Raw genomic sequence first — 22,426 nt, 5'->3', positions numbered from 1 at the left:
CCTGTTATTGCGCGCTCGAAGCAGCGGCGGCGCTCGCCGGCGCTGCGCCCGATGCGGCGGCACCCGAGGCGGCGGCGGCCGGCGCGGCGGATGCGGCTGCACCCGATGCCGCATTGGCGGCCGGCAGCTGCGCCGCGACCGACTTCACGGTCGCGCCCGGACGAACCTTGTCGACGCCCTGCACGATCACGCGGTCGCCCGCTTGCAGACCGCCTTCGACGACCCAGTTCTGCCCCTGCATGCCGGTCGTCTTCAGCGGACGCGGCTCGACCTTGTTGCCCGCGTTCACGACCATCGCGATCGCCTGGCCCTTCTGGTCGTGCGTGACGCCGATCTGCGGCACCAGGAACGCGTTCTCGTTCACGCCTTCCTCGATCCGTGCGCGCACGAACATCCCCGGCAGCAGCACGCGGCCCGGGTTCGGGAACACCGCGCGGATCGTCACCGAGCCCGTCGTCTGGTCGACCGTCACGTCCGAGAACTGCAGCTTGCCGGCCTCCGAGTAGGTCTTGCCGTCTTCCAGGATCAGCGACACCTTCGCCGCGCCCTGGCCGCTCGTCTTCAGGCGGCCGCTCTGCACGTCCTGGCGCAGCTTCAGCCCGTCGAGGCTCGACTGCGTCAGGTCGACGTAGACCGGATCGAGCTGCTGCACCGTCGACATCAGCGTCGCCTGGCTCGCCTGCACGTAGGCGCCCGGCGTCACTTGCGAAATGCCGACGCGGCCGGTGATCGGCGACACGACGTCCGTATAGCCGAGGTTGATCTGTGCGGTATCGACCGCTGCCTTGCCGGCCGCGACGTCCGCCGCGGCCTGCCCTTGCGTGGCGACCGCGTTGTCGTACTCCTGCTTGCTGACCGCGTTCGCGGCCACCAGCACCTTGTAGCGCGCGACCAGGGCGTTCTGCGTGACGAGGTTCGCCTGCGCCTTCGCGAGCGTCGCCTTCGCGCTGTTCAGCGCAGCGACGTACGGCGCCGGGTCGATCTTGTAGAGGCGCTGGCCGGCCTTGACGTCGCCGCCTTCGGTGAATTCACGGCGCAGCACGATGCCGTCCACCCGTGCGCGGACCTGCGCGACGAGGAACGCGCTGGTGCGGCCCGGCAGTTCGGTGAAGATCGGCACGGATTGCGGCTCGACGGTGACGACGCCGACTTCCGGCGTTTGCGGCGGCGGTGCCGATTCTTTTTTTCCGCAGGCAGCCAGGAAAACCGCGGCTGCCGCGACAGTGATCAAGCGGTATGGAACCCGTTCGACGCGCATGGAGCGACCTCTGTGTGTAACCAATGGAATAAGTGCGGCGCCCGAGCGGAACGCCACACGGATGCGCCTCGCGGCGCAGATCGAACACCTGAATTACTGGACTGCTGGATACAGCAAGTCGGCACGAGACCTCCATGCCGACGAGATGCCGCGAACTGCGGACTGGTACTTTGGCGGGAATCAGCAGAGTGGGATATTAACTGATTGCCACTTTGGCCATTCGATCGTAGGGTGGTATTGTATATACATTCACGAATGTATGTAAAAAGCCCGCTTGCCCGTCGCCGACCGTCAAGTCTTACGAATTATTACCAGTCGCAAGCATAGCGGCTCCGCGCGGCAGCGACGAGAGTTGCAGACCCTATATTCACCTACGATCGATCCATTCAGGCCTGCACATGGTCAGACGCACCAAGGAGGAGGCGCTCGAGACGCGCAACCGCATTCTCGATGCCGCCGAACACGTGTTCTTCGAGAAGGGCGTGTCGCACACGTCGCTCGCGGACATCGCCCAGCACGCCGGCGTGACGCGCGGCGCGATCTACTGGCATTTCGCGAACAAGAGCGAGCTGTTCGACGCGATGTTCGACCGTGTGTTCCTGCCGATCGACGAACTCAAGCGGATGCCGCTCGACGCGCCCGGCGGCAATCCGCTCGACAAGATCCGCAAGATCCTGATCTGGTGCCTGCTCGGCGTGCAACGCGACTCGCAGTTGCGGCGCGTGTTCAGCATCCTGTTCATGAAGTGCGAATACGTCGCGGACATGGAGCCGCTGCTGCAGCGCAACCGCGCGGGGATGAGCGAGGCGCTGCACGCGATCGACGCCGATCTCGCGGTGGCCGTGCGGCTCAAGCTGCTGCCCGAGCGGCTCGACACGTGGCGCGCGACGCTGATGCTGCACACGCTCGTCAGCGGTTTCGTGCGCGACATGCTGATGCTGCCCGACGAAATCGACGCCGAGCAGCATGCGGAACAACTCGTCGACGGCTGCTTCGACATGATGCGCTACAGCCCGGCGCTGCTGAAGACGGGCGGCTGACCGGCAGCCGCTCCGACGGCGCGGGGCGCGCCGTTCCATCGCCATCGGCCGGTCGAACCGGCCATGCGCGGGCGCCAGCGGCGCCGCCCGATCCCCCTGCTCTCCCCGCCTCGCTCAGGCCGCCTTCGCGCGTTGCGCGCGGGCCCGCCGGTTCGACGCGGCCACCGAATCGCGCGTCGGCATCGCCGCGCCGCCCAGTCCCGCGATCCATGCATCGGTCGACATCACGGCCGCGAAATTCGACTGGAACACGACCGTGTACGCGCGATGAATCTCTTCGGCGCTCGCCGCGCCTGCTTCGTTCTCGTACGGCAACGCGCCCGTCGCGTCCGCCAGGTACTCGACGGCGAGCCCCGCGTGCGCCGCGTGATAGACCGTCGACGCATTGCAGTTGTGCGTCATGTAGCCGGCGACCGCGAGCGTGTCGATGCCGTGCGCGTCCAGCCACGCGCCGAGATCGGTACCGGCAAACGAGCTGGCCAGCGCCTTCACGATCAGGTGCGCATACGGCCGCTCGGCCACGACCGGATGCAGCGCGACGCCGTCCGTGCCGGGCGCGAAGATCGGCGCGCCCGCCGGCGCGACGTGCTGGACGACGATCACCGGCACGCCGGCCGCATGCGCGGCGTCGATCGCCCGGCCGATGTTCGCAAGCGAGACGTCGACGGGCGGATACTCGATCGGCAGGTTGCCCGTCACGTATTCGTTCTGGACATCGATCACGATCAGGGCACGGCGTGACGCGGAAGGCGATACGGCGTTCGACATGGCAGGCTCCGGGTTCGGCCGCGCCGCCTCGCTCCGGAACGGAGCGGCCAGCAGCGCGATGTGATGCATTGTCGGATCGCATCGCGCTCGCGGACAGTGGCCCGATTGCCATTCTTCGATAGAATCGGGCCATCGCCATTCCGGAGCCCGTCATGCGCGCCGTTGCGTCGTCCGTTGCCCCCGCCCCGACCGTCGTCGCCGTGATCGCGTACGACGGCATCAGCCCGTTCCACCTGTCGGTGCCGTCCGTCGTGTTCGGCAAGGAGCGCGATGCGGCTGCGATGCCCGCGTTCGATTTCCGGGTCTGTTCGGCCGAGCGCGGCCCGCTGTCGACGACGGGCGGCTTCACGATCACCGCGCCGTACGGGCTCGACGCGCTCGACGACGCGGACATCGTCATCGTGCCGGCATGGCGCGATCCCGACGAAGCGCCGCCGGGCGTGCTGGTCGACGCGGTACGCACGGCTGCCGCGCGCGGCGCGCAAGTCGTCGGCCTGTGCCTCGGCGCGTACGTGCTCGCCGCGGCCGGGCTGCTCGACGGGCGCCCGGCCACGACGCACTGGGCATGGGCCGACGACTTCGCGCAGCGCTTTCCGCGCGTGAAGCTCGACCCCGACGTGCTGTACGTCGACGACGGCAACCTGATGACGTCGGCCGGCACGGCCGCGGGGCTCGACTGCTGCCTGCACGTCGTGCGCCGCCGCTTCGGCTCCGACGCCGCGAACCGGATCGCGCGCCGTCTCGTGATCCCGCCGCACCGCCAGGGCGGGCAGGCGCAATACGTGCCGCAGCCGGTCGCCGCGCATCCGCGCGACGCGCGGCTCGCAGGCCTGCTCGACTGGGTGCGCGCGCATCTCGACGTCGCGCATAGCGTGGACTCGCTCGCCGAACGCGTGCTGATGAGCCGGCGCACGTTCACGCGCCACTTCCGCCAGGCGACGGGCACGACCGTCACCGCGTGGCTTCAGGCCGAGCGGCTCACGCGCGCGCAGCATCTGCTGGAAACCACCGGACAATCGATCGACGCGATCGCGCAGGCGGCCGGCTACGGCTCGAGCGTGTCGCTGCGCCAGCATTTCGCGGGCGCACTCGGCACGTCGCCGTCGGCGTATCGGAGGGAGTTTCGCGGCGCCGGGCCCGACGCGCGGCGCTAGCGACCGCCGCGCCGCCGGCGGGCAGCCGGGCAACGCGGTGGCGGGCGCAGCCGCTCAGGCGCCGTTGATCCAGCGCGCCGCATACAGCAGCAGCGCGACGAACACGATGATCGCCGCCCACGCCCAGACGGGCAGCGGGCCGGATGCGCGATGATGCAGGGCACTCGCGGCGCGGCCGCTCAGCGCGCCGCCGAGGTGCGGCGGCAGCGGACGCTTCGCCGCGGCCATCAGCGACGCGGGCCGCAGGAACACATGCTGGCGACGCTGCGGGCTCGGGCGGGCGCGGTTCGGCACGAGCCCGTGCTTCGCCTGCACGACCGCGCAGAATTCGCGGAAGAAATCGTCGGTCCACTCGTGCAGCGCATTCTCGATCTGCCGTGCCGGCAACTCGGCGAGCGGCCCGCTCGCCGTCGTCCACACCACGTATTCGATGCGCGTCGCGGCCGTGTCGTCATCGTCCGGCAGCAGCACGAGCTCGACCTGCCCGCGCAGCGCGCCGAGGCCGTCGGCCCGCGCCTTGAAGTTGAGCACGCGGCGCGGCCGCCCTTCCGCGTCGCCCTGTTCGCTCGCCGAATGCGCACGTACGTCGTAGCGCGCACGCAGCGGGCCGAGCGGGACCGTGATCGTCAGCGCGAACTCGCCGTGCGCGAGCTTCACGAACGATTCGCAGTGCTCGAAGCTCGCCCGCAGCAACGCGAGATCCTCGAGTGCCTCCCGCACGACAGCCGGCGCGAGCGGTACGCGTAACGTGTCGTTCAGTTCCATGATGCCTCCCCGATGAACACGCGCCGCATCAGGACGTCTCGACGAGATTGTCGACCCGTGCGGCATCGAAGGCGACGTAGTGCGCGAGCGCGGACGCGGCCTCCCCCGGTTCCTCGTAACTCCACGCGGCGTTCTCGATCACGCCGTCTTCGGTCTGCAGGTGGAAATACACGGCCAGGCCCCTCAGCGGACAAGCCGTCGTGACGCTCGACTTCACGAGCCTGTGCATGTTGACGTCGCCGCGCGGCAGGTAATGGATATCCGGCAGGCCCGTTTCGCGGACGGTCAGCGCGCCGTGCGAATCGGCATACGTGATGCCGCGATGGATCACGCGCACGCGATGGCGGTTCGGCACGATTTCAAGGTGATGGTCGGCGGCATCGGACATCGTTTCTCCTCCGGACGGCAGCCCCGGCGGGCAAGCCGGGCGCAGGAACGAAAAAGCCACGGCAGGGTGCCGTGGCTTTCATTATGGGCGAAAGTGCATCCGATTGCGCAACCCCGGCCGGGGTCGCGCGCGACGTGCTACTGCGCGCTCCACTGGAACGCGGCTTTCGCGCCGCCCTTCGCGCCGACCGTGACCGCGCGCGACTCATCGCTGCCCTGGTACGACGCCTGCACGGTGTAGCGCCCCGGCGGCAGCTTCACGAGCATGTACGGCCCGCGCGCATCCGCCTTCAGCACCTCGGTGCCCTTGCCGTCGACGATCCGCACATGGACGTCGGCCAGGAATTCGCCACCCTTGCCGGTGAAGCGCAGCGCCAGCGGCCATGCCGCTTCGTTCTGCTCGAATGCCGTCGACTGGTCCTTGCCGATGCCGCCCGATACATAGCTGACATCGCCCTGCTGGCTCGCCGCGGGCAAGCCGTCCGATTGCGCGTACGCGCCGGGCGCGGCGGCGGCGAAGCCGGCGGCCAGCGCCGCGGAGACGGCAAATCGGGACACGTTGCGTAGATATTGCATGGCTCCCTCCTTTCGGGTCGGAACACAGCACCCCGGGGCCGGACGCCGGCAGCGCCCGTCAGGGCCGGCAAGGCCGGCCCGCAACGGCCGCCGGTCAGCTCAGGTCGACCGGCACGAAGATTTGTGCGTTATCGCGCTGAATCAGGAGAGCAAGACTGTTGCCTGCTCCCTTGACCGCATCGCGCAACTGCTCGGGGCTCGTGACCGGGCGGCCGTTGACCGCGAGGATCACGTCGCCGGGCTGGATGCCCGCGCCGGCTGCCGGGCCGCCGGCCTGCTGCACGATCAGCCCGTGCGACAGGTTGGCGGCGCTGCGCTCCTGCGGCGTGAGCGGACGCACCGCGACGCCGAGGCGCCCCTGTTCGACGGGGCCGCCGTCGTTCGACGCCACCTTCGCGTCGGTCATCGCGCCGAGCGTCACGCTGATCGATTTCTTCGACTTGTCGCGCCACACCTGCAGGTCGGCCTTCGAGCCCGGCTTCAGGTTCGCGATCTGCGCGGGCAGCGACGTGGAGTCGGCAACCGGCGAGCCGTTGACCGCCAGAATCACGTCGCCCGGCTGCAGGCCGGCCTTGGCGGCCGGGCCGTTCGGGTCGACCGAGCTGACGAGTGCGCCGTCCGGCTTCTGCAGCCCGAACGAGCTCGCGAGCGTCTGGTTCAGCCCCTGCACGGCGACGCCGAGGCGGCCGCGGCTGACGTGGCCCGTCTTCACGAGCTCGTCCTTGACCTTGATCGCCTCATTGATCGGGATCGCGAACGACAGGCCCTGGAAGCCGCCCGTCTGCGAGTAGATCATCGAGTTGATGCCGATCACCTCGCCCTGCAGGTTGAACAGCGGGCCGCCCGAGTTGCCGGGGTTCACCGGCACGTCGGTCTGGATGAACGGCGTGTAGTTCTCGTCGGGCAACGCGCGCGATTTCGCGCTGATGATGCCGGACGTGACCGTGTTGTCGAAGCCGTACGGCGAGCCGATCGCGACGACCCACTGGCCGACCTTGCTCCGGCCCGGATCGCCGATCTTCACGGTCGGAAGGCCGCTCGCGTCGATCTTCAGCACCGCGACGTCGGACTGCTTGTCGGAGCCGATGACCTTCGCCTTGTACTCGCGCTTGTCGGTCAGCTTGACCGTGACGACGTTCGCGCCGTCGATCACGTGCGCATTGGTGAGGATGTACCCGTCGGCGCTGACGATGAATCCCGAACCGAGGCTCGCGCTCGGCTGGTCGTCCGGCTGCGCGTCACCGCCCATGCCCGGCACCTGGCCGTAGAAGTGCTTGAAGAACTGGTAGAACGGATCGCTCGGATCCATCGGCAGCTGCGGCTGCTGCACCCGTCGCGACACCTGCTTCACGACGTGCTTCGCACTGATGTTCACGACCGCCGGGCCGTAGGTTTCGACCAGCCCGGAAAAATCGGGAATGCCGGTCTTGGCCGCGGCCTCGGCCGGCATCAGCGCGGCGGCCTGCGCGGGCGTGATGATCTGCGGATCGGCGCGGCGGGTGCCCGCGACGTAGCCAGCGGACAGGGCGGCCGCCACGGCGACCGCGACGGCGCCGCGCGCAAGGAATCGGGTGTTCATCGTAGGACCTCCTCTTTGTTAGGTCGCAGCGTAACGACCCTGACTTAAAGGAGGCTTAATCGACCTTAAGCGGGGCTTAGGCCGCCGCCAGCGCCGGCGCCCGCGGGCGCCGTTCGTCATGCGGATTCGGACGCCTGCGGCGCCTGCGCCGGCATCTCGGCGTCACGGAACACGACGCTCACGAGCAGGCCGCCCGCGGCCGCGTCGCCGAGCGTCACCGTCGCGCCCTGCTGGGCTGCCACGCGCTTGACGATCGCGAGCCCGAGCCCGCTGCCCGACAGGTCGGCGCGCGCCCGCGCGGAGCTGTCGCGGTAGAAGCGGTCGAACACGCGCTCGCGCTCGTCCGCCGGGATGCCGGGCCCGCTGTCGCCGATCTGCACGCAGGCGCGGCCGGCCGCGTCGCGCATCAGCGATACGTCGATGCGGCCGCCGTCGGGGGTGTACTTCACCGCGTTGTCGAGCAGGTTGCCGAACATCACGCGCAGCGCGCCGACGTCCGCGACGACGGTCGCCGCGCGCGTCTCCTCGAAGCCGAGATCGATGTGGTGCCGCTGCGCGAGCGGCGCATGCGCGGCCACGCATTCGACGAGCAGCGCCTGCAGGTCGACCGGCTCGCGCATCGTCGCGCCGTCCGGCTCGGCGCGTGCGAGCGCGAGCAGTTGCTCGGCGAGGCGCGTCGCACGCGTGACGCCGTCCTGCAGGTCGGCGACCGCCTCGCGGCGCGACGTGTCGTCCTTCGCGCGGGCGACGAGCTGCGCCTGGATCTGCACGGCCGCGAGCGGCGTGCGCAGCTCGTGCGCGGCATCGGCGACGAAGGCCTTCTGCGTGTCGAGCGCCGCCGACAGCCGCGCGAGCAGCCCGTTCAGCGCGCGCACGAGCGGCTGCACCTCGAGCGGCAGGCGCGCATCGGGCAGCGGATCGAGCGCTTCCGGCCGGCGCGCCTCGACCGCGCGCGTCACGCGGCCGAGCGGCGCGAGCCCGCGCCCGACGATCATCCAGACCGCCGCGCCGAGGAACGGCAGCAACACGATCAGCGGCCACAGCGTGCGCAGCGCGACGTTCGCCGCGAGCCGGTTGCGCACCGACAGCGGCTGCGCGAGCTGCACGACGTTGTCGCCGACGATCGCGCCGTACACGCGCCATTCGCCGCGATCGGTGCGCTCGGTCGAGAAGCCGAGTTCCGCGCGCGGCGCGATCGGCGCGCGCGGATGCGAGAAGTACATCAGCACGCCGTTGCGGTTCCAGATCTGGATCACGATGCCTTCGTCGCCGTTGGTGCGCGAACCGAAGACCTGCGAGAACGGCTCGGACGGCAGCGCCGCGGCGATTTCCTGCAGCTGGTAGTCGAACAGCTCGTTCGCTTCGGCGAGCGCCTGCCGGTAGATCAGCCAGCCCGCGATGCCCACGCCCGTGACGACGATCGCGAGCAGCCAGATCAGCAATTGATGACGAATCGACCTCACGCGTCAGCTTTCCTTGACGATCATGTAGCCGAGCCCGCGCACGTTGCGGATCAGGTCCGAGCCGAGCTTCTTGCGCAGCGCGTGGATGTAGACCTCGACCGTGTTGCTGCCGATCTCCTCGCCCCAGCCGTACATCTTCTCCTCGAGCTGGCTCTTCGACAGCACCGCGCCGGGCCGCGCGAGCAGCGCCTCGAGCAGCGCGAACTCGCGCGCGGACAGCGCGACGGGCGCGCCGTCGAGCGTCACCTGGTGCGCCGCGGGGTCGAGCGTCAGCGCGCCGTGCCGGATCAGCGACTCGCTGCGCCCCGCCTGGCGGCGGATCAGCGCGCGCATCCGCGCGCCGAGTTCGTCGAGGTCGAACGGCTTGACGAGGTAGTCGTCGGCGCCCGCGTCGAGCCCCTTCACGCGATCGGCGACCGCATCGCGCGCGGTGACGATCAGCACCGGCAGCGACAGCCCGCGCGCGCGCAGCGTGCGCAGCACGTCGATGCCGTCGCGCTTCGGCAGGCCGAGATCGAGCAGCAGCAGGTCGTACGCCTCGCCGCCGAGCGCCGTGAGCGCCGCGTCGCCGTCCTGCACCCAGTCGACCGCGAAGCCGTCGGCGCGCAACGCCTTGCGTACGCCCTCGGCAATCATGCGATCGTCTTCAACAAGCAGAATCCGCATCGGAACTGGAACCCATGGGGCGAGTCAACATGGCGACCATTGTAGCGCCGCGATTCGCGTGCGCCGCCTGCAATGCAACAGAAAGGCGGATTGCAAGGGACGCATCCGCACTTGTCTCTACAATGTGCGCTCCGGCGCCCCGCGCGCCCTGCCCGAACCCCGTGCATTTCCCGTATTCGCCCATGCCGATTCCCGCTCTTTCCGCCCGGTTCGCCCCCCGCGCCCGCCTCTGCCTGCGCGCGGCCGCCGTCGTCGCCACCTGCACGGCCCTTGCGTTCGCACCGTCCGCGCAAGCCCGCAAGAAGCCCCTCAAGGACGCGCGCAAGACCACCGTCGTATCGCCCGCCGCGCGCGCGGCCGGCCTGCCGGCGTCCGTGCTCGTCGCGCTGCAGCGCGCGAAGGTGCCGGCGTCGGCGATGAGCGTCGTCGTCGAGCGTGTCGGCGATCCCGAGCCGCTGATCGCATGGAACGCCGGCCGGCCGATGCTGCCCGCGTCGACGATGAAACTCGTCACGACCTTCTCGGGCCTGTCGATCCTCGGCCCCGACTTCCGCTGGCGCACCGCCGCGTATGCGGACGGCCCGGTCGATCCGGACGGCACGCTGCAGGGCAACCTGTACATCAAGGGCACCGGCGATCCGAAGCTCGTACCGGAGGAACTGATCGACCTCGTCGACAAGATCCGCAAGGCGGGCGTCAAGCGCGTGGCCGGCGGCCTGGTGCTCGACAAGAGCTATTTCGCCGCGGCGACGCGCGACCTGCCGTCGTTCGACGACGACGTGAGCGCGCCGTACAACGTCGGCCCCGATCCGCTGCTGTACGCGTTCAAGGCCGTGTCGTTCACGGTGACACCGGGCGACGACGGCAAGGTGGCCGTCGACGTGCTGCCGCCGCTCGCGAACCTGTCGATCGACAACCAGCTGGTCGAAGGCACGGGCTCGTGCGGCGCGGCCGCCGCGGCCGCGCGCCCGACGCTGTCGGCCGCCGCCAGCGGGATCATGACCGCGTCGTTCGCCGGCGACTATCCGCTGCGCTGCGGCGCGCGCACGACCAACCTCGCGATCCTCGATCACACGGCGTTCTTCGCGCGCGGCTTCCTCGCGCTGTGGCAGCAGGACGGCGGCACGATCGCGGGCCCCGTCAGCGAAGGCAAGGTGCCGAACGCCGCGCGCCCGCTCGCCGTCCATCACAGTCCCGTGCTCGGCAGCATCGTCTACGACATCAACAAGTTCAGCAACAACGTGATGGCGCGCAACCTGTTCCTGACGATCGGCGCGGTCGCCGGCAAGCCGCCCGCCACCCCCGAGCAGTCGAGCCGCGCGATTCACGCGTTCCTGCAGAAGAGCGGGATCGCGATGCCCGACCTCGAGATCGAGAACGGCTCGGGCCTGTCGCGCGACGAGCACGTGAGCGCGCAGTCGCTCGCCGCGCTGCTGCAGGCCGCGAACGCGAGCCCGGTCGCGCAGGCGTTCATCGATTCGCTGCCGATCGCCGGCATCGACGGCACGATGAAGAACCGCCTGACCAACGCCGGCGTGCTCGGCAACGCGCACATCAAGACCGGCACGCTGCGCGACGTGCGCGCGATCGCGGGCTACGTCGCGGGCACCGACGGCCAGGGCTACGTCGTCGTCAGTTTCATCAACGACGATCACGCGGAAGCCGCGCGCGCCGCGCACGACACGCTGCTCGAATGGATCTACGCGGGCGCGCACTGACGCCGCACGCGCCGCGACGCGGCGCACCCGCGCGTCGCGATCGGCTTGCGTCGACCGCGGGGCGATACCGCCTGCCGCGGCGCGCGGCCGCCGGGATTTCGTCCTTTCCGGTTTGAAACGGCCCGGGCCGCCGGCACGCCGCGCACCGCCCGCCCACCGTGCCCATGAAACGGGGCCGCACCGCCCGGCCCCGTTGCGCATGGCTTCCGTAGAAACCCTGTCCTCAGAGGGAACCCTCTACGCTGCCCCCTCGCCTAGCGCGTGGCGATTGCGTAGGCTGTTGGCCTGACCGATATCTACAACGGGCCATACGCCCGGCCTCACGGCTTGCAGGGGAAAAGGAGGAGACACGTCCATGCGATTCGACGTCGAATTGCTTCTGCTCGCGCTGGCGCCCGTCTTCCTGCTGTGCATCGCGTGGGAGGCCTGGCACCTCGCCCGCACGCGTGCGCAGGACCCTGTCTATGCGTGGCGCGACACGCTGTGCAATGCGGCGCTCGCGCTGATGCACCAGGGCGCCGACAAGCTCGCGTGGCTGTTCGTGATCCCCGTTTATGCGTACTGCTACGCACATTTCCGGCTGTTCACGTGGCACGACGGCTGGCTGTCGTTCGCCGTGCTGTTCGTCGGCCAGGATTTCCTCTACTACGTGTTCCACCGCGCGAGCCATCGCGTGCGCTGGCTGTGGGCCGCGCACGTCGTGCACCACTCGTCCGAGCGGATGAATTTCTCGACCGCGTTCCGGCAGAGCCTCATGTACCCCGTCGCGGGCATGTGGGCGTTCTGGCTGCCGCTCGCGTTGCTCGGCTTTCCGCCGCAGCAGATCGTCGGCGTCGTGCTGATCAACCTCGCGTTCCAGTTCTTCGTGCACACACAGGCGATCGGCAAGCTCGGCTGGCTCGAATACGTGCTCAACACGCCGTCGATCCATCGCGCGCACCATGCGCGCAACCCGCGCTACATCGACCGCAATTACGCAGGTGTGCTCGTGATCTGGGACCGCCTGTTCGGCAGCTACGTCGAGGAGTCGCCCGACGATCCGCCGCAATACGGAATCGTCGAGCCGCTTGGCTCGAACAACCCGCTCGTCGCGACGTTTCACGAGTGGGTGTCGATGGCGGCCGACGCGTTGCGCATCGACGGATGGCGCAACAAGCTGCGTGCGATTTTCGGCCCGCCCGAATGGGCGAGCACTTATCATGCGCAGATCGCCGAGGCCGCAAACCACGATCCGCGCACCACGCCGCCTGCGGCCGTGCGCGACCAATAACCGCTTCAGCCAACGGCCGCCGCGCAGCCCGAACCTGAGCGGGCGAGCGCAACACATCGGGCCATATCTACGAGGAGATCATCGATGCAGTCACGACAACCCACTCCGTCGCGCAACCGTCAACGCCTGCTGCGCACCGCGCAGGTCGCGATCGCGGGCGCCGCGCTCGCCCTGCTCGCCGCGTGCGGCGGCGGTGACGACAACAACAACAGCGCGTCGAGCACGCCGCCGTCGGGTGTGAAGATGCAGATCGTGTCGTTCGGCGACAGCCTGTCGGACGCCGGCACCTACTCGCAGATCAAGCTCGGCTTCGGCGGCGGCCGCTTCACGACCAACCCCGGCCAGGTGTGGGCGCAGGACGTCGCGCAGTACTACGGCGACACGCTGCAGCCCGCGAACCAGGGCGGCTTCGGCATTCCGCTGCAGGCGACGGGCGGCCTCGGCTACGCGCAGGGCGGCTCGCGCGTGACGCAGCAGCCGGGCATCGGCCATGCGGACGCCAGCGTGCCGAACGCCGACTACGCGCAGGCCACGACGACGCCGATCGCCGACCAGGTCAAGCAGTACGTGACGCAGCACGGCAGCTTCACCGCCGGCCAGATCGTGCTGCTCAACGGCGGCGCGAACGACATCTTCTATCAGGTCGCGGCCCTGCAGGCGGGCACCATCACGCCGGTGCAACTGCAGCAGAACATCGGCGCAGCCGCGCAGCAGCTCGCCGGCCTGGTCCAGCAGATCGTCGCGGCCGGCGCGACGCACGTGTTCGTGTCGAACGTGCCGGATATCGGCAGCACGCCGCTCGCGCTGCAAGGCGGCACGCAGACGACGCTCACGCAACTGTCGATGCTGTTCAACGGCACGCTCGCCGCCACGCTGCAGGCGCTCAAGGTCGACACGACCAAATACGTGCTGCTCGACACGTTCACGTGGCAGGACGGCATCCTCGCGAACTACCAGGCCAACGGCTTCTCGGTGTCGAACACCGATACCGCGTGCAACCTGAAGGCAATGGTCGCGGCTGCCACGCAATACGGCGTGGCAAACGCGTCTGCCTTCGGCTCGTCGCTGTTCTGCTCGCCGCAGACCTACACGACCGCGAACGCCGACCAGACCTACATGTTCGCCGACACGGTCCACCCGACCACGCACCTGCACGCGCTGTTCGCCCAGTTCGCGCAGTCGAAGATCGCGGCGTCGGGCGTCGGCAAGTAAGCCGCCCACCCCCCGACCGGTTCGCCGGTCGGGCGTTGTTTCATGCTCGGGGAAGGATAGCCGGCACGGCGGCCGCCGCATCAGCCCCGCACGTTCATTTGATCGCTTCGAACGCCGCGGCCGCACGGCCGAGCCGGTCGTTGACCGCGATCCATTCGACGGTTTCCGGCAGCTTCTCGACGAGGATGCGTGCGACCTGCGCGCGATCGAGCGCACGCAGCATCCCGTACAGGTCGCGCGCATACGCCTGCGGATCTTCCGGCGCCGCGACGAAATGCACGCCGTCGGCCTGCGCCCAGCGTCCCGCGCGCGATGCGCGGGCGACGAGCGCGACGCGTTCGCCGTCGGTCTGCGCGGCCGCGAGCAGCGGCTCGAGCGCATCGAACGGCAGCAGCGCGAGCGGCGTGCGCGGCGCGTAATGCGCCTTCAGCGTGCCGGACGCACGCGGCGCGGTCGCATCGCTGCCGTCGGGCAGCCGCGGCGCGCGGCCGAGCACGTCGGCGATCTGCCGCGGCGTCACGTGGCCCGGGCGCAGCAGCGCCGGGAAGCCGCGCGACAGGTCGAGAATCGTCGATTCGATGCCGACTTCGGACGGACCACCGTCGAGCACGCATACCGTGTCGCCGAATTCGTCACGCACGTGCTGCGCGGTGGTCGGGCTCACATGGCCGAAGCGGTTCGCGGACGGCGCGGCGACACCGCCGTGGCCGCCGCGCCGCGCGCTGAACGCGGCGAGCAGCGCCTGCGCGACCGGATGCGACGGGCAGCGCAGGCCGACCGAATCCTGCCCGCCGCTCACGGCGTCGGGAATGCGCGCATGGCGCTTCAGGATCAGCGTCAGCGGGCCCGGCCAGAACGCATCGATCAGCGCCCGCGCATCGGCCGGCAGATCGTCGGCCCAGTAGCCCGGGTCGCCGCCAGGCGGCAGATGCACGATCACCGGATGGTTCGCCGGGCGCCCTTTCGCCGCGTAGATGCGCGCGACGGCCTCGGGATTCGCCGCGTCGCCGCCGAGCCCGTACACGGTTTCGGTCGGGAACGCGACGAGCTGCCCGGCGTCGAGCAGCGCAGCGGCCGCGTCGATCTGCGCGGGCGTCACGGAGTTCGGGAGATCGATGGACATCGGCTGACGCCTCAGTCGAGCGGCACGCGCAGCAGCTGCGCGCACGCGGTGGCGGCGGCGACGGCGTCGTCGCGCGTCTCGGCCGTGAAGTTCACGTGGCCCATCTTGCGGCCGACGCGCGCTTCTTCCTTGCCGTACAGGTGCAGGTGCGCGGCCGGCATCGCGGCGACCGTGTCCCACGGCGGCGTGACGGCATCCGCCGCCGCACCGTGCGGGAACCACACGTCGCCGAGGATGTTCAGCATCGCGGCCGGCGAATGCTGGCGCGGGTTGCCGAGCGGCATGCGCGTCATCGCGCGCACCTGCTGCTCGAACTGGCTCGTTGCGCACGCATCGACGGTGTAGTGGCCGGAGTTGTGCGGGCGCGGCGCCATTTCGTTCGCGACGAACGAGCCGTCTTCCAGCACGAAGAATTCGACGCACAGCACGCCGACGTAGCCGAGCGTATCGGCGATCCGGACGGCCGCCTGCTGCGCCTCTTCGACACGCGCGGCATCGGCGGCCGGCGCCGGCACGACGGTCAGCGCGAGGATGCCGTCGTAATGCACGTTCTGCGCGAGCGGGAATGCGGCCGAGCGGCCGTCCGCGCCGCGCGCGATCAGCGCGGACACTTCGTATTTCAGCGGCAGGCGCTTTTCGAGCACGCACGGCACGCCGCCCAGCGACGCATGCGCGGCGCGCGCTTCCCGCGCGGTACTTACGCGCACCTGGCCCTTGCCGTCGTAGCCGAGGCGCGCGGTCTTCAGGATGCCCGGCAGCACCGCGTCGAGCGCGGCATCGTCGAGCGCGGCAAGCGCCGCCGCCGATTCGATCACGACGTGCGGGGCGACCGGCACGCCGGACGCCTCGATGAAGCGCTTCTCCGCAATCCGGTCCTGCGCGACCGCGACGCAGCGGCCGGCCGGCGCGACGAACGTCGTGCGCGCGAGGAAATCGAGGCTCGCGGCCGGCACGTTCTCGAATTCCGTCGACACGGCATCGCACAGTCCGGCCAGCTCGGCGAGCGCGGCTTCGTCGTCGTAGGCCGCGCGCAGGTGGCGATCGGCGACCGCGCCGGCGGGGCTCGTCGGGTCGGGATCGAGCACGGCGACGCGATAGCCCATCGACTGGGCGGCAAAGCAGAACATGCGGCCGAGCTGGCCACCGCCGACCATGCCCAGCCACGCGCCGGGCAGGATCGGGGAAACGGAATCAGGAGTTGCGGTCATGTCAGTGGTCGGTCGCGGCGGGCGCAGCCCGCCGCAGTGGGGAAGATCAGACGGCCGCTGGAATGGCAGTGCGGCCGCCGGTGCGCCGTCATGCCAGCGGCGGCAGCACCATCGCGTGCGCGGCTTCGTTCTGGCGCACGCGGAACGCGGCGAGCCGGTTCGCATAGTCGACCGACGTGCCGGACAGGATCGACACCGCGAACAGCGCGGCATTCGCGGCGCCGGCCTCGCCGATCGCGAACGTCGCGACCGGCACGCCCTTCGGCATCTGCACGATCGAGTGCAGCGAATCGACGCCCTTCAGGTACTTGCTCGCGACCGGCACGCCAAGCACCGGCACCGTGGTTTTCGCGGCCAGCATGCCGGGCAGGTGCGCGGCACCGCCGGCGCCCGCGATGATCGCGCGCAGCCCGCGCTCGCGCGCCTTCTCCGCATAGTCGAACATCTCGTCGGGCATCCGGTGCGCGGACACGACCTTCGCCTCGTACGGCACGCCGAATTCCTGCAGGATCGCGACCGCGTTCTTCATCACGTCCCAGTCGGAACTCGAACCCATCAGCACGCCGACGAGCGGCGCGCTGTGCGTGTGGGCAGTCTGAATGTCATTCATTTCGTGGGTTCCTGTCGACCAGAGTTAGTGCTTCAGCACTTACTCTGGTCCCATGCAAAGCTCGCTCAGGCAAGCGGCTGGCCGGTGATGCGCTCGAGCGCTTCCTGGTACTTCGCGGCCGTCTTCTCGACGACGTCGGCCGGCAGCGCCGGCGCCGGTGCGGTCTTGCCCCACGGCTGCGCCTCGAGCCAGTCGCGCACGAACTGCTTGTCGAACGACGGCGGGTTGGTGCCGACCTGATACTGGTCGGCCGGCCAGAAGCGCGACGAATCGGCGGTCAGCACTTCGTCCATCAGGTACAGCTTGCCGTGGTTGTCGAGGCCGAATTCGAACTTCGTGTCGGCGATGATGATGCCGCGCGTCGCCGCGTAGTCGGCCGCTTCCTTGTAGAGCTTGATCGAGATGTCGCGGATCGTCGCGGCCAGCTCGGTGCCGATGCGGCGCTCGGTTTCCTCGAACGTGATGTTCTCGTCGTGCTCGCCGAGCTCGGCCTTCGCGGCCGGCGTGAAGATCGGCTCGGGCAGCTTCTGCGCGTTCTGCAGGCCTTCCGGCAACTGCACGCCGCACACGGCGCCCGACGCCTGGTATTCCTTCCAGCCACTGCCTGCCAGGTAGCCGCGCACGACCGCCTCGATCATGATCGGCTCGAGGCGCTTGACGACCGCGGCGCGACCCTTGACCTGCTCGACCTCGTCGGCCGCGACGACCGCTTCCGGCGCATCGCCCGTCAGGTGGTTCGGCACGATGTGCGCGAGCTTGTCGAACCAGAAGTTCGCCATCTGGTTCAGCACGCGGCCCTTGTTCGGAATCGGCTCGCCCATGATCACGTCGAATGCCGACAGGCGATCGGTCGTCACGATCAGGAGCTTGTCGTTGCCGACCGCGTAGTTGTCGCGGACCTTGCCGCGACCGAGGAGCGGCAGCGAGCGGAGCGTGGATTCGTAAAGGGTAGACATCGTCTTTTCGCAGATAAGGAGCCAAACAAAAAGGGAAACGCCGTTCCCCGCGGCAGGCGGGAACGGCGGTCTTGCAATGCATCGGCGAACCGGAGGGCGTCGAGCCCGTCGGCTGCCGGCCGGCCCTCGTTCGGCCGGACGGAACGGCTGCCGGGGCCGGATCGGAACCGGCACCTGGGCGGCCAGCCCCGGCCCCGCGGCAGAACCGGGCGGGGGCAATCGTACTACAGTCTTACCGCACGACCTGCGCGAGCGCGCCGGACTTGTACTGTTCGGCGATCTTGTCGAGCGACACCGGCTTGATCTTCGCGGCCTGGCCTTCGCAGCCGAACGCGAGGAAGCGGTCGACGCACACCTTCTTCGCCGCTTCGCGCGCGGGCTTCAGGTAGTCGCGCGGATCGAACTTGCCCGGGTTCTCGAACAGGTAGCGGCGGATCGCGCCGGTGATCGCGAGACGCAGGTCGGTGTCGATGTTGATCTTGCGCACGCCGTGCTTGATGCCTTCCTGGATTTCCTCGACCGGCACGCCGTAGGTTTCCTTCATGTCGCCGCCGAATTCGCGGATCTCGGCCAGCAACTCCTGCGGCACCGACGACGAACCGTGCATCACCAGGTGCGTGTTCGGGATGCGTGCGTGGATTTCCTTGATGCGCTGGATCGACAGGATGTCGCCCGTCGGCTTCTTCGAGAACTTGTACGCGCCGTGCGACGTGCCGATCGCGATCGCGAGCGCGTCACACTGCGTGAGCTTCACGAAGTCGGCTGCCTGCTCCGGATCGGTCAGCAGCTGCTCGCGGGTCATCGTGCCTTCCGCGCCGTGGCCGTCTTCCTTGTCGCCCTTCATCGTCTCGAGCGAGCCGAGCACGCCGAGTTCGGCTTCGACCGTCACGCCGATCGAGTGCGCCATCTCGACGACCTTGCGCGACACGTCGACGTTGTATTCGTACGAGGCGACCGTCTTGCCGTCGGCTTCGAGCGAACCGTCCATCATCACGCTGGTGAAGCCGCTGCGGATCGCGGCCATGCAAACCGCCGGCGACTGGCCGTGGTCCTGGTGCATCACGACCGGGATGTGCGGATACGACTCGACTGCTGCTTCGATCAGGTGGCGCAGGAACGGCTCGCCCGCGTACTTACGGGCGCCGGCCGATGCCTGCATGATCACGGGCGCGCCGACCTGATCCGCCGCCGCCATGATCGCCTGGACCTGCTCCAGGTTGTTCACGTTGAAGGCCGGCAGGCCGTAACCGTGCTCTGCCGCGTGGTCCAGCAATTGACGCATTGATACGAGAGGCATTGTGGAACTCCTTGGAATGAAAACCGGTGCGCCCTGACGCCGGCGCGGCGCTCGCTCCCCGTCCAGACCGGGGCGGCACGGCGCGGCTGAGCGTCGAATAGCCGCATTTTATCGCGAAGCGCCTCCGATTCCGACCGCCCGGTGGCGCGTACTCGCATTTTGTTACCTTCGCACGGCACAATGCGGGCAAAAAACAGAAAAAAAGCCGCGCGGGGCATCGGACCCCGCGCGGCTTTCGTCAAAAAAACGGTGCCCGATCAGCTCGGGCGGCCGGCCGGCGGACCGGCCAGGTGCACGCCGGCGCTCTCAGGAAAACGCCGGGCCGCCCCAAGTTTTCCGCCCCGCAGGAAGTCCCCTTGGGGGATGCCCCCCCTCGGGAGGCCTGGCGCGAAGCGACAGGTTCGGGGGGCGCTCAATAATGCTCGCCGACCCGCACGATCTTCAGCGTATTGGTGCCGCCCGCCTGCCCCATCGGCTCGCCGACGGTCAGCACGACCATGTCGCCGTGCTGCACATAGCCCTGCTTGACGACGATCTCGAGCGCCGCCTGCAGCGCGGAGTCGCGGTCGCTGTTGAAGTCGACGTGCAGCGGCGTCACGTTGCGGTACAGCGCCATCGTGCGCTCGCTGCCGACGCGCGACGTCAGCGCGAAGATCGGCACGTGCGTGTAGTGACGCGACATCCACAGCGCGGTCGCGCCCGATTCGGTCAGCGCGACGATCGCCTTCGCACCCAGGTGATAGGCGGTGAACAGCGCGCCCATCGCGATCGACTGGTCGATCCGCGTGAACGTGCGATCGAGGAAGTCCTTGTCCAGCTCGACGTGCTCGGACTTTTCCGCCTCGACGCACACGGCCGCCATCGTCTCGATCGTGACGACCGGGTACTTGCCGGCGGCCGTCTCGGCCGACAGCATCACCGCGTCGGTACCGTCGAGCACCGCGTTCGCGACGTCCGACACTTCCGCGCGGGTCGGCACGGGCGCGTGGATCATCGATTCCATCATCTGCGTCGCGGTGATCACGAGCTTGTTCGACTCGCGCGCCATGCGGATCATGCGCTTTTGCAGCGCCGGCACCGCCGCGTTGCCGACCTCCACCGCGAGGTCGCCGCGCGCGACCATGATGCCGTCGGACGCGTCGAGGATGCTCTGCAGCGCCGGAATCGCCTCCGCGCGCTCGATCTTCGCGATCATCTTCGGCTTGATGCCGTAAGGCGCGCCCGCGATGTTCGCGAGCTGGCGCGCCATTTCCATGTCGGTCGCGTTCTTCGGGAACGACACCGCGACGAGATCCGCGCCGAGCGACATCGCCGTGCGGATGTCCTCCATGTCCTTCGCGGTCAGCGCGGGCGCCGACAGGCCGCCGCCCTGGCGGTTGATCCCCTTGTTGTTCGACAGCTCGCCGCCCACCTTGACGACCGTGTGGATCTCCTCGCCGAGCACGCGCTCGACGGTCAGCACGATCAGGCCGTCGTTCAGCAGCAGCAGGTCGCCCGGCTTCAGGTCGCGCGGCAGTTCCTTGTAGTCGAGGCCGACCCGCTCGTCGTTGCCGAGCTCGCAGCCCGCGTCGAGGATGAAGGCCTGGCCCGGCACGAGCGTCGTCTTGCCGCTCTCGAACTTGCCGACGCGGATCTTCGGGCCCTGGAGGTCGGCCATGATCGCGATCTCGCGGCCGACCCTGCGGGCGGCCTCGCGCACCATCTCGGCGCGCTGGCGGTGATCGTCGGCCGTACCGTGCGAAAAATTGAGCCGCACGACGTCGAGGCCCGCCTGCATCATCTGCAGCAGAATCTCCGGCGAACTGGAAGCCGGGCCGATCGTGGCGACTATCTTGGTGGCGCGCTGCATGAAACTCCTCATCTGGATCAAGGTGGATGCGCTGGGTGAAACGCTGCGAGAGCCGGAATCGGCGGGCCCAGCGGCGGCCGTTCCGGAGGGCGTGCCGGTGCTTGCGCCCGGCATCGCTTTGTTCTGAATCCCGTGGTGCTGCACGGCCGCGTCGCCGGCGGCCGCCGGTGCGCGCGGGGTCGAGTTCGCCCGCGCGGGCGCGCGTTTGCGCTTGCCCGCGCCGGCCGGCTGCTCCGCTTTCGCGGAGCGCGCGGCCCTCGTCACCCCTGCGCGCGCCGCCACGCTCAGGCCGCCCGCGTTTCGAGCACTTCCACCGCCGGCAGCTTCTTCCCCTCGAGGAACTCGAGGAAGGCGCCGCCGCCCGTCGAGATGTAGCTGACCTGGTCGTGGATGCCGTACTTCGCGATGGCCGCGAGCGTGTCGCCGCCGCCCGCGATCGAGAACGCGGACGATTTGGCGATGGCTTCCGCGAGCGTCTTGGTACCGTTGCCGAACTGGTCGAACTCGAACACGCCGACCGGGCCGTTCCACACGATCGTTCCGGCCTTCTCGAGCTGGCTGGCGAGCGCGCGGGCGGTGTCCGGGCCGATGTCGAGGATCATGTCGTCCGCTTCGATGTCGGCGACCTGCTTCACCGTGGCCACGGCCGTCGGCGAAAATTCCTTGGCCGTCACGACGTCGGTCGGGATCGGCACCGACGCGCCGCGCTCGCGCGCTTCGTCGATGATCGCCTTCGCCTCGGCGACGAGATCGGCTTCCGCGAGCGACTTGCCGATCGACAGGCCGGCCGCGAGCATGAACGTGTTCGCGATGCCGCCGCCGACGATCAGCTGGTCGACCTTCCCGGCCAGCGACTTGAGAATGGTCAGCTTGGTCGACACCTTCGAACCGGCGACGATCGCGACGAGCGGACGCGCCGGGTTGCCGAGGGCCTTGCCGAGCGCATCGAGTTCGGCGGCCAGCAGCGGGCCCGCGCACGCGACCGGCGCGTACTTCGCGATCCCGTGGGTGGTCGCTTCCGCGCGGTGCGCGGTGCCGAACGCGTCGTTCACGTAGACGTCGCAGAGCTTCGCCATCTTCTGCGCGAGTTCGTCCGAATTCTTCTTCTCGCCCTTGTTCACGCGGCAGTTCTCGAGCAGCACGACCTGGCCCGGCGCGACGTTCACGCCATTCTCGACCCAGTTCGAGACGAGCGGCACGTCGCGGCCGAGCAGTTCGGCGAGCCGCTTCGCGACCGGCGCGAGCGAGTCTTCCGGCTTGAATTCGCCTTCGGTCGGACGACCGAGGTGCGACGTGACCATCACCGCCGCGCCGGCGTCGAGCGCGGCCTGGATGGCCGGCACGGACGCGCGCACGCGCGTGTCTTCGGTGATGTTGCCCTGATCGTCCTGCGGGACGTTCAGGTCGGCGCGGATGAACACCCGCTTGCCGGCAAGCTGGCCGGCGGCGATCAGGTCGGTAAGACGCTTGACTTGGCTCATGTTGAACAGATTGAAGTAGTGGATGGGGAAAGGGGGTTCACGCTGG

Annotated in this window: 21 protein-coding genes; 6 read left to right on the top strand and 15 right to left on the bottom strand. The window is 69.2% G+C overall.

The genetic code is table 11. From position 1 onward, the window contains the following. Nucleotides 1–4: 4 nt before the first annotated feature. Nucleotides 5–1,258, bottom strand: a complete 1,254-nt coding sequence (locus DIE21_RS22300) for an efflux RND transporter periplasmic adaptor subunit (RefSeq protein WP_124499751.1) — start codon at nucleotides 1,256–1,258, stop codon at nucleotides 5–7. A gap of 398 nt (nucleotides 1,259–1,656) precedes the next feature. On the opposite strand from DIE21_RS22300, the gene DIE21_RS22295 reads away from it, so the two are divergent. Continuing rightward, nucleotides 1,657–2,298: a TetR family transcriptional regulator gene (locus DIE21_RS22295; RefSeq protein WP_124499750.1), complete on the top strand. Its 642-nt coding sequence runs from the start codon at nucleotides 1,657–1,659 to the stop codon at nucleotides 2,296–2,298. Nucleotides 2,299–2,412: 114 nt separating this feature from the next. Here DIE21_RS22295 and DIE21_RS22290 read toward each other — a convergent pair whose 3' ends face one another. Then, nucleotides 2,413–3,066, bottom strand: a complete 654-nt coding sequence (locus DIE21_RS22290) for a cysteine hydrolase family protein (protein ID WP_124499749.1) — start codon at nucleotides 3,064–3,066, stop codon at nucleotides 2,413–2,415. Nucleotides 3,067–3,218: 152 nt separating this feature from the next. Between DIE21_RS22290 and DIE21_RS22285 the strand changes: the two genes are divergently transcribed. Continuing rightward, nucleotides 3,219–4,220, top strand: a complete 1,002-nt coding sequence (locus DIE21_RS22285) for a helix-turn-helix domain-containing protein (RefSeq protein ID WP_124499748.1) — start codon at nucleotides 3,219–3,221, stop codon at nucleotides 4,218–4,220. A 54-nt stretch (nucleotides 4,221–4,274) separates the two neighbouring features. Here DIE21_RS22285 and DIE21_RS22280 read toward each other — a convergent pair whose 3' ends face one another. The 6 genes from DIE21_RS22280 to DIE21_RS22255 all read right to left on the bottom strand — a co-directional run bounded on the left by DIE21_RS22280 (nucleotide 4,275) and on the right by DIE21_RS22255 (nucleotide 9,656). After that, complete coding sequence (locus DIE21_RS22280) at nucleotides 4,275–4,985, bottom strand: CoxG family protein (RefSeq protein WP_124499747.1); 711 nt, start codon at nucleotides 4,983–4,985, stop codon at nucleotides 4,275–4,277. 28 nt (nucleotides 4,986–5,013) lie between these two features. Further along, the gene (locus DIE21_RS22275) at nucleotides 5,014–5,373 is read right to left on the bottom strand and encodes a DUF427 domain-containing protein (protein ID WP_124499746.1); all 360 of its coding nucleotides are present in this window, start codon (nucleotides 5,371–5,373) and stop codon (nucleotides 5,014–5,016) included. Nucleotides 5,374–5,510: 137 nt separating this feature from the next. After that, nucleotides 5,511–5,948: a carboxypeptidase-like regulatory domain-containing protein gene (locus DIE21_RS22270; RefSeq protein WP_124499745.1), complete on the bottom strand. Its 438-nt coding sequence runs from the start codon at nucleotides 5,946–5,948 to the stop codon at nucleotides 5,511–5,513. Nucleotides 5,949–6,042: 94 nt separating this feature from the next. Beyond that, nucleotides 6,043–7,527, bottom strand: coding sequence for a DegQ family serine endoprotease (locus tag DIE21_RS22265; protein WP_124499744.1), 1,485 nt, complete (start codon nucleotides 7,525–7,527; stop codon nucleotides 6,043–6,045). A 116-nt stretch (nucleotides 7,528–7,643) separates the two neighbouring features. Continuing rightward, nucleotides 7,644–8,990, bottom strand: coding sequence for an ATP-binding protein (locus DIE21_RS22260; protein ID WP_124499743.1), 1,347 nt, complete (start codon nucleotides 8,988–8,990; stop codon nucleotides 7,644–7,646). A gap of 3 nt (nucleotides 8,991–8,993) precedes the next feature. Continuing rightward, nucleotides 8,994–9,656 carry a response regulator gene (locus DIE21_RS22255; RefSeq protein WP_124499742.1) on the bottom strand — a complete coding sequence of 221 codons (663 nt, stop codon included), beginning with the start codon at nucleotides 9,654–9,656 and terminating at the stop codon, nucleotides 8,994–8,996. Between the two features lie 182 nt (nucleotides 9,657–9,838). Here DIE21_RS22255 and dacB point away from each other — a divergent pair, with 182 nt between their 5' ends. From dacB to DIE21_RS22240, 3 genes are all read left to right on the top strand, one after another. Next, nucleotides 9,839–11,374 (top strand): D-alanyl-D-alanine carboxypeptidase/D-alanyl-D-alanine-endopeptidase, encoded by a 1,536-nt coding sequence (gene dacB, locus DIE21_RS22250; RefSeq protein ID WP_124499741.1) that lies wholly within the window; start codon nucleotides 9,839–9,841, stop codon nucleotides 11,372–11,374. 355 nt (nucleotides 11,375–11,729) lie between these two features. Beyond that, nucleotides 11,730–12,644 carry a sterol desaturase family protein gene (locus DIE21_RS22245; RefSeq protein WP_124499740.1) on the top strand — a complete coding sequence of 305 codons (915 nt, stop codon included), beginning with the start codon at nucleotides 11,730–11,732 and terminating at the stop codon, nucleotides 12,642–12,644. Nucleotides 12,645–12,728: 84 nt separating this feature from the next. After that, nucleotides 12,729–13,856 carry an SGNH/GDSL hydrolase family protein gene (locus tag DIE21_RS22240; protein ID WP_124499739.1) on the top strand — a complete coding sequence of 376 codons (1,128 nt, stop codon included), beginning with the start codon at nucleotides 12,729–12,731 and terminating at the stop codon, nucleotides 13,854–13,856. Nucleotides 13,857–13,950: 94 nt separating this feature from the next. On the opposite strand, the gene DIE21_RS22235 is transcribed toward DIE21_RS22240, so the two are convergent. The 6 genes from DIE21_RS22235 to pyk form a co-directional block, all read right to left on the bottom strand. Then, nucleotides 13,951–14,979 carry an L-threonylcarbamoyladenylate synthase gene (locus tag DIE21_RS22235; protein WP_124499738.1) on the bottom strand — a complete coding sequence of 343 codons (1,029 nt, stop codon included), beginning with the start codon at nucleotides 14,977–14,979 and terminating at the stop codon, nucleotides 13,951–13,953. Between the two features lie 11 nt (nucleotides 14,980–14,990). Then, nucleotides 14,991–16,187 carry a 5-(carboxyamino)imidazole ribonucleotide synthase gene (locus DIE21_RS22230; protein ID WP_124499737.1) on the bottom strand — a complete coding sequence of 399 codons (1,197 nt, stop codon included), beginning with the start codon at nucleotides 16,185–16,187 and terminating at the stop codon, nucleotides 14,991–14,993. An 88-nt stretch (nucleotides 16,188–16,275) separates the two neighbouring features. Beyond that, nucleotides 16,276–16,797: a 5-(carboxyamino)imidazole ribonucleotide mutase gene (purE, locus tag DIE21_RS22225; protein ID WP_124499736.1), complete on the bottom strand. Its 522-nt coding sequence runs from the start codon at nucleotides 16,795–16,797 to the stop codon at nucleotides 16,276–16,278. Nucleotides 16,798–16,862: 65 nt separating this feature from the next. Beyond that, nucleotides 16,863–17,753, bottom strand: a complete 891-nt coding sequence (locus tag DIE21_RS22220; RefSeq protein ID WP_124499735.1) for a phosphoribosylaminoimidazolesuccinocarboxamide synthase — start codon at nucleotides 17,751–17,753, stop codon at nucleotides 16,863–16,865. A 232-nt stretch (nucleotides 17,754–17,985) separates the two neighbouring features. After that, nucleotides 17,986–19,050, bottom strand: coding sequence for a class II fructose-bisphosphate aldolase (gene fba, locus DIE21_RS22215; protein ID WP_124499734.1), 1,065 nt, complete (start codon nucleotides 19,048–19,050; stop codon nucleotides 17,986–17,988). Nucleotides 19,051–19,462: 412 nt separating this feature from the next. Next, nucleotides 19,463–20,899 carry a pyruvate kinase gene (pyk, locus tag DIE21_RS22210; protein WP_124499733.1) on the bottom strand — a complete coding sequence of 479 codons (1,437 nt, stop codon included), beginning with the start codon at nucleotides 20,897–20,899 and terminating at the stop codon, nucleotides 19,463–19,465. Between pyk and DIE21_RS37905 the strand changes: the two genes are divergently transcribed. Further along, complete coding sequence (locus tag DIE21_RS37905; RefSeq protein WP_260426635.1) at nucleotides 20,898–21,026, top strand: hypothetical protein; 129 nt, start codon at nucleotides 20,898–20,900, stop codon at nucleotides 21,024–21,026. The two genes, pyk and DIE21_RS37905, sit on opposite strands and share 2 nt — an antisense overlap. 157 nt (nucleotides 21,027–21,183) lie before the next feature. Here DIE21_RS37905 and DIE21_RS22205 read toward each other — a convergent pair whose 3' ends face one another. Then, nucleotides 21,184–22,380 carry a phosphoglycerate kinase gene (locus DIE21_RS22205; RefSeq protein ID WP_124499732.1) on the bottom strand — a complete coding sequence of 399 codons (1,197 nt, stop codon included), beginning with the start codon at nucleotides 22,378–22,380 and terminating at the stop codon, nucleotides 21,184–21,186. Between the last annotated feature and the right edge of the window lie 46 nt (nucleotides 22,381–22,426).

The sequence above is a fragment of the Burkholderia sp. Bp9140 genome (assembly GCF_003853425.1).
GTDB lineage: Bacteria > Pseudomonadota > Gammaproteobacteria > Burkholderiales > Burkholderiaceae > Burkholderia.
This window is presented reverse-complemented; position numbering and strand designations above follow the sequence as displayed.

Excerpts from the sequence above, each read along its gene's own strand:
- DIE21_RS22280 (WP_124499747.1), bottom strand. The coding sequence starts at position 4,985 with ATGGAACTGAACGACACGTTACGCGTACCGCTCGCGCCGGCTGTCGTG.
- DIE21_RS22220 (WP_124499735.1), bottom strand. The coding sequence starts at position 17,753 with ATGTCTACCCTTTACGAATCCACGCTCCGCTCGCTGCCGCTCCTCGGT.
- fba (WP_124499734.1), bottom strand. The coding sequence starts at position 19,050 with ATGCCTCTCGTATCAATGCGTCAATTGCTGGACCACGCGGCAGAGCAC.
- DIE21_RS22205 (WP_124499732.1), bottom strand. The coding sequence starts at position 22,380 with ATGAGCCAAGTCAAGCGTCTTACCGACCTGATCGCCGCCGGCCAGCTT.
- DIE21_RS22245 (WP_124499740.1), top strand. The coding sequence starts at position 11,730 with ATGCGATTCGACGTCGAATTGCTTCTGCTCGCGCTGGCGCCCGTCTTC.
- DIE21_RS22265 (WP_124499744.1), bottom strand. The coding sequence starts at position 7,527 with ATGAACACCCGATTCCTTGCGCGCGGCGCCGTCGCGGTCGCCGTGGCG.
- DIE21_RS37905 (WP_260426635.1), top strand. The coding sequence starts at position 20,898 with ATGAAACTCCTCATCTGGATCAAGGTGGATGCGCTGGGTGAAACGCTG.
- dacB (WP_124499741.1), top strand. The coding sequence starts at position 9,839 with ATGCCGATTCCCGCTCTTTCCGCCCGGTTCGCCCCCCGCGCCCGCCTC.
- DIE21_RS22285 (WP_124499748.1), top strand. The coding sequence starts at position 3,219 with ATGCGCGCCGTTGCGTCGTCCGTTGCCCCCGCCCCGACCGTCGTCGCC.
- DIE21_RS22270 (WP_124499745.1), bottom strand. The coding sequence starts at position 5,948 with ATGCAATATCTACGCAACGTGTCCCGATTTGCCGTCTCCGCGGCGCTG.
- DIE21_RS22255 (WP_124499742.1), bottom strand. The coding sequence starts at position 9,656 with ATGCGGATTCTGCTTGTTGAAGACGATCGCATGATTGCCGAGGGCGTA.
- DIE21_RS22300 (WP_124499751.1), bottom strand. The coding sequence starts at position 1,258 with ATGCGCGTCGAACGGGTTCCATACCGCTTGATCACTGTCGCGGCAGCC.
- DIE21_RS22235 (WP_124499738.1), bottom strand. The coding sequence starts at position 14,979 with ATGTCCATCGATCTCCCGAACTCCGTGACGCCCGCGCAGATCGACGCG.
- pyk (WP_124499733.1), bottom strand. The coding sequence starts at position 20,899 with ATGCAGCGCGCCACCAAGATAGTCGCCACGATCGGCCCGGCTTCCAGT.
- DIE21_RS22230 (WP_124499737.1), bottom strand. The coding sequence starts at position 16,187 with ATGACCGCAACTCCTGATTCCGTTTCCCCGATCCTGCCCGGCGCGTGG.
- DIE21_RS22295 (WP_124499750.1), top strand. The coding sequence starts at position 1,657 with ATGGTCAGACGCACCAAGGAGGAGGCGCTCGAGACGCGCAACCGCATT.
- DIE21_RS22290 (WP_124499749.1), bottom strand. The coding sequence starts at position 3,066 with ATGTCGAACGCCGTATCGCCTTCCGCGTCACGCCGTGCCCTGATCGTG.
- purE (WP_124499736.1), bottom strand. The coding sequence starts at position 16,797 with ATGAATGACATTCAGACTGCCCACACGCACAGCGCGCCGCTCGTCGGC.
- DIE21_RS22240 (WP_124499739.1), top strand. The coding sequence starts at position 12,729 with ATGCAGTCACGACAACCCACTCCGTCGCGCAACCGTCAACGCCTGCTG.
- DIE21_RS22275 (WP_124499746.1), bottom strand. The coding sequence starts at position 5,373 with ATGTCCGATGCCGCCGACCATCACCTTGAAATCGTGCCGAACCGCCAT.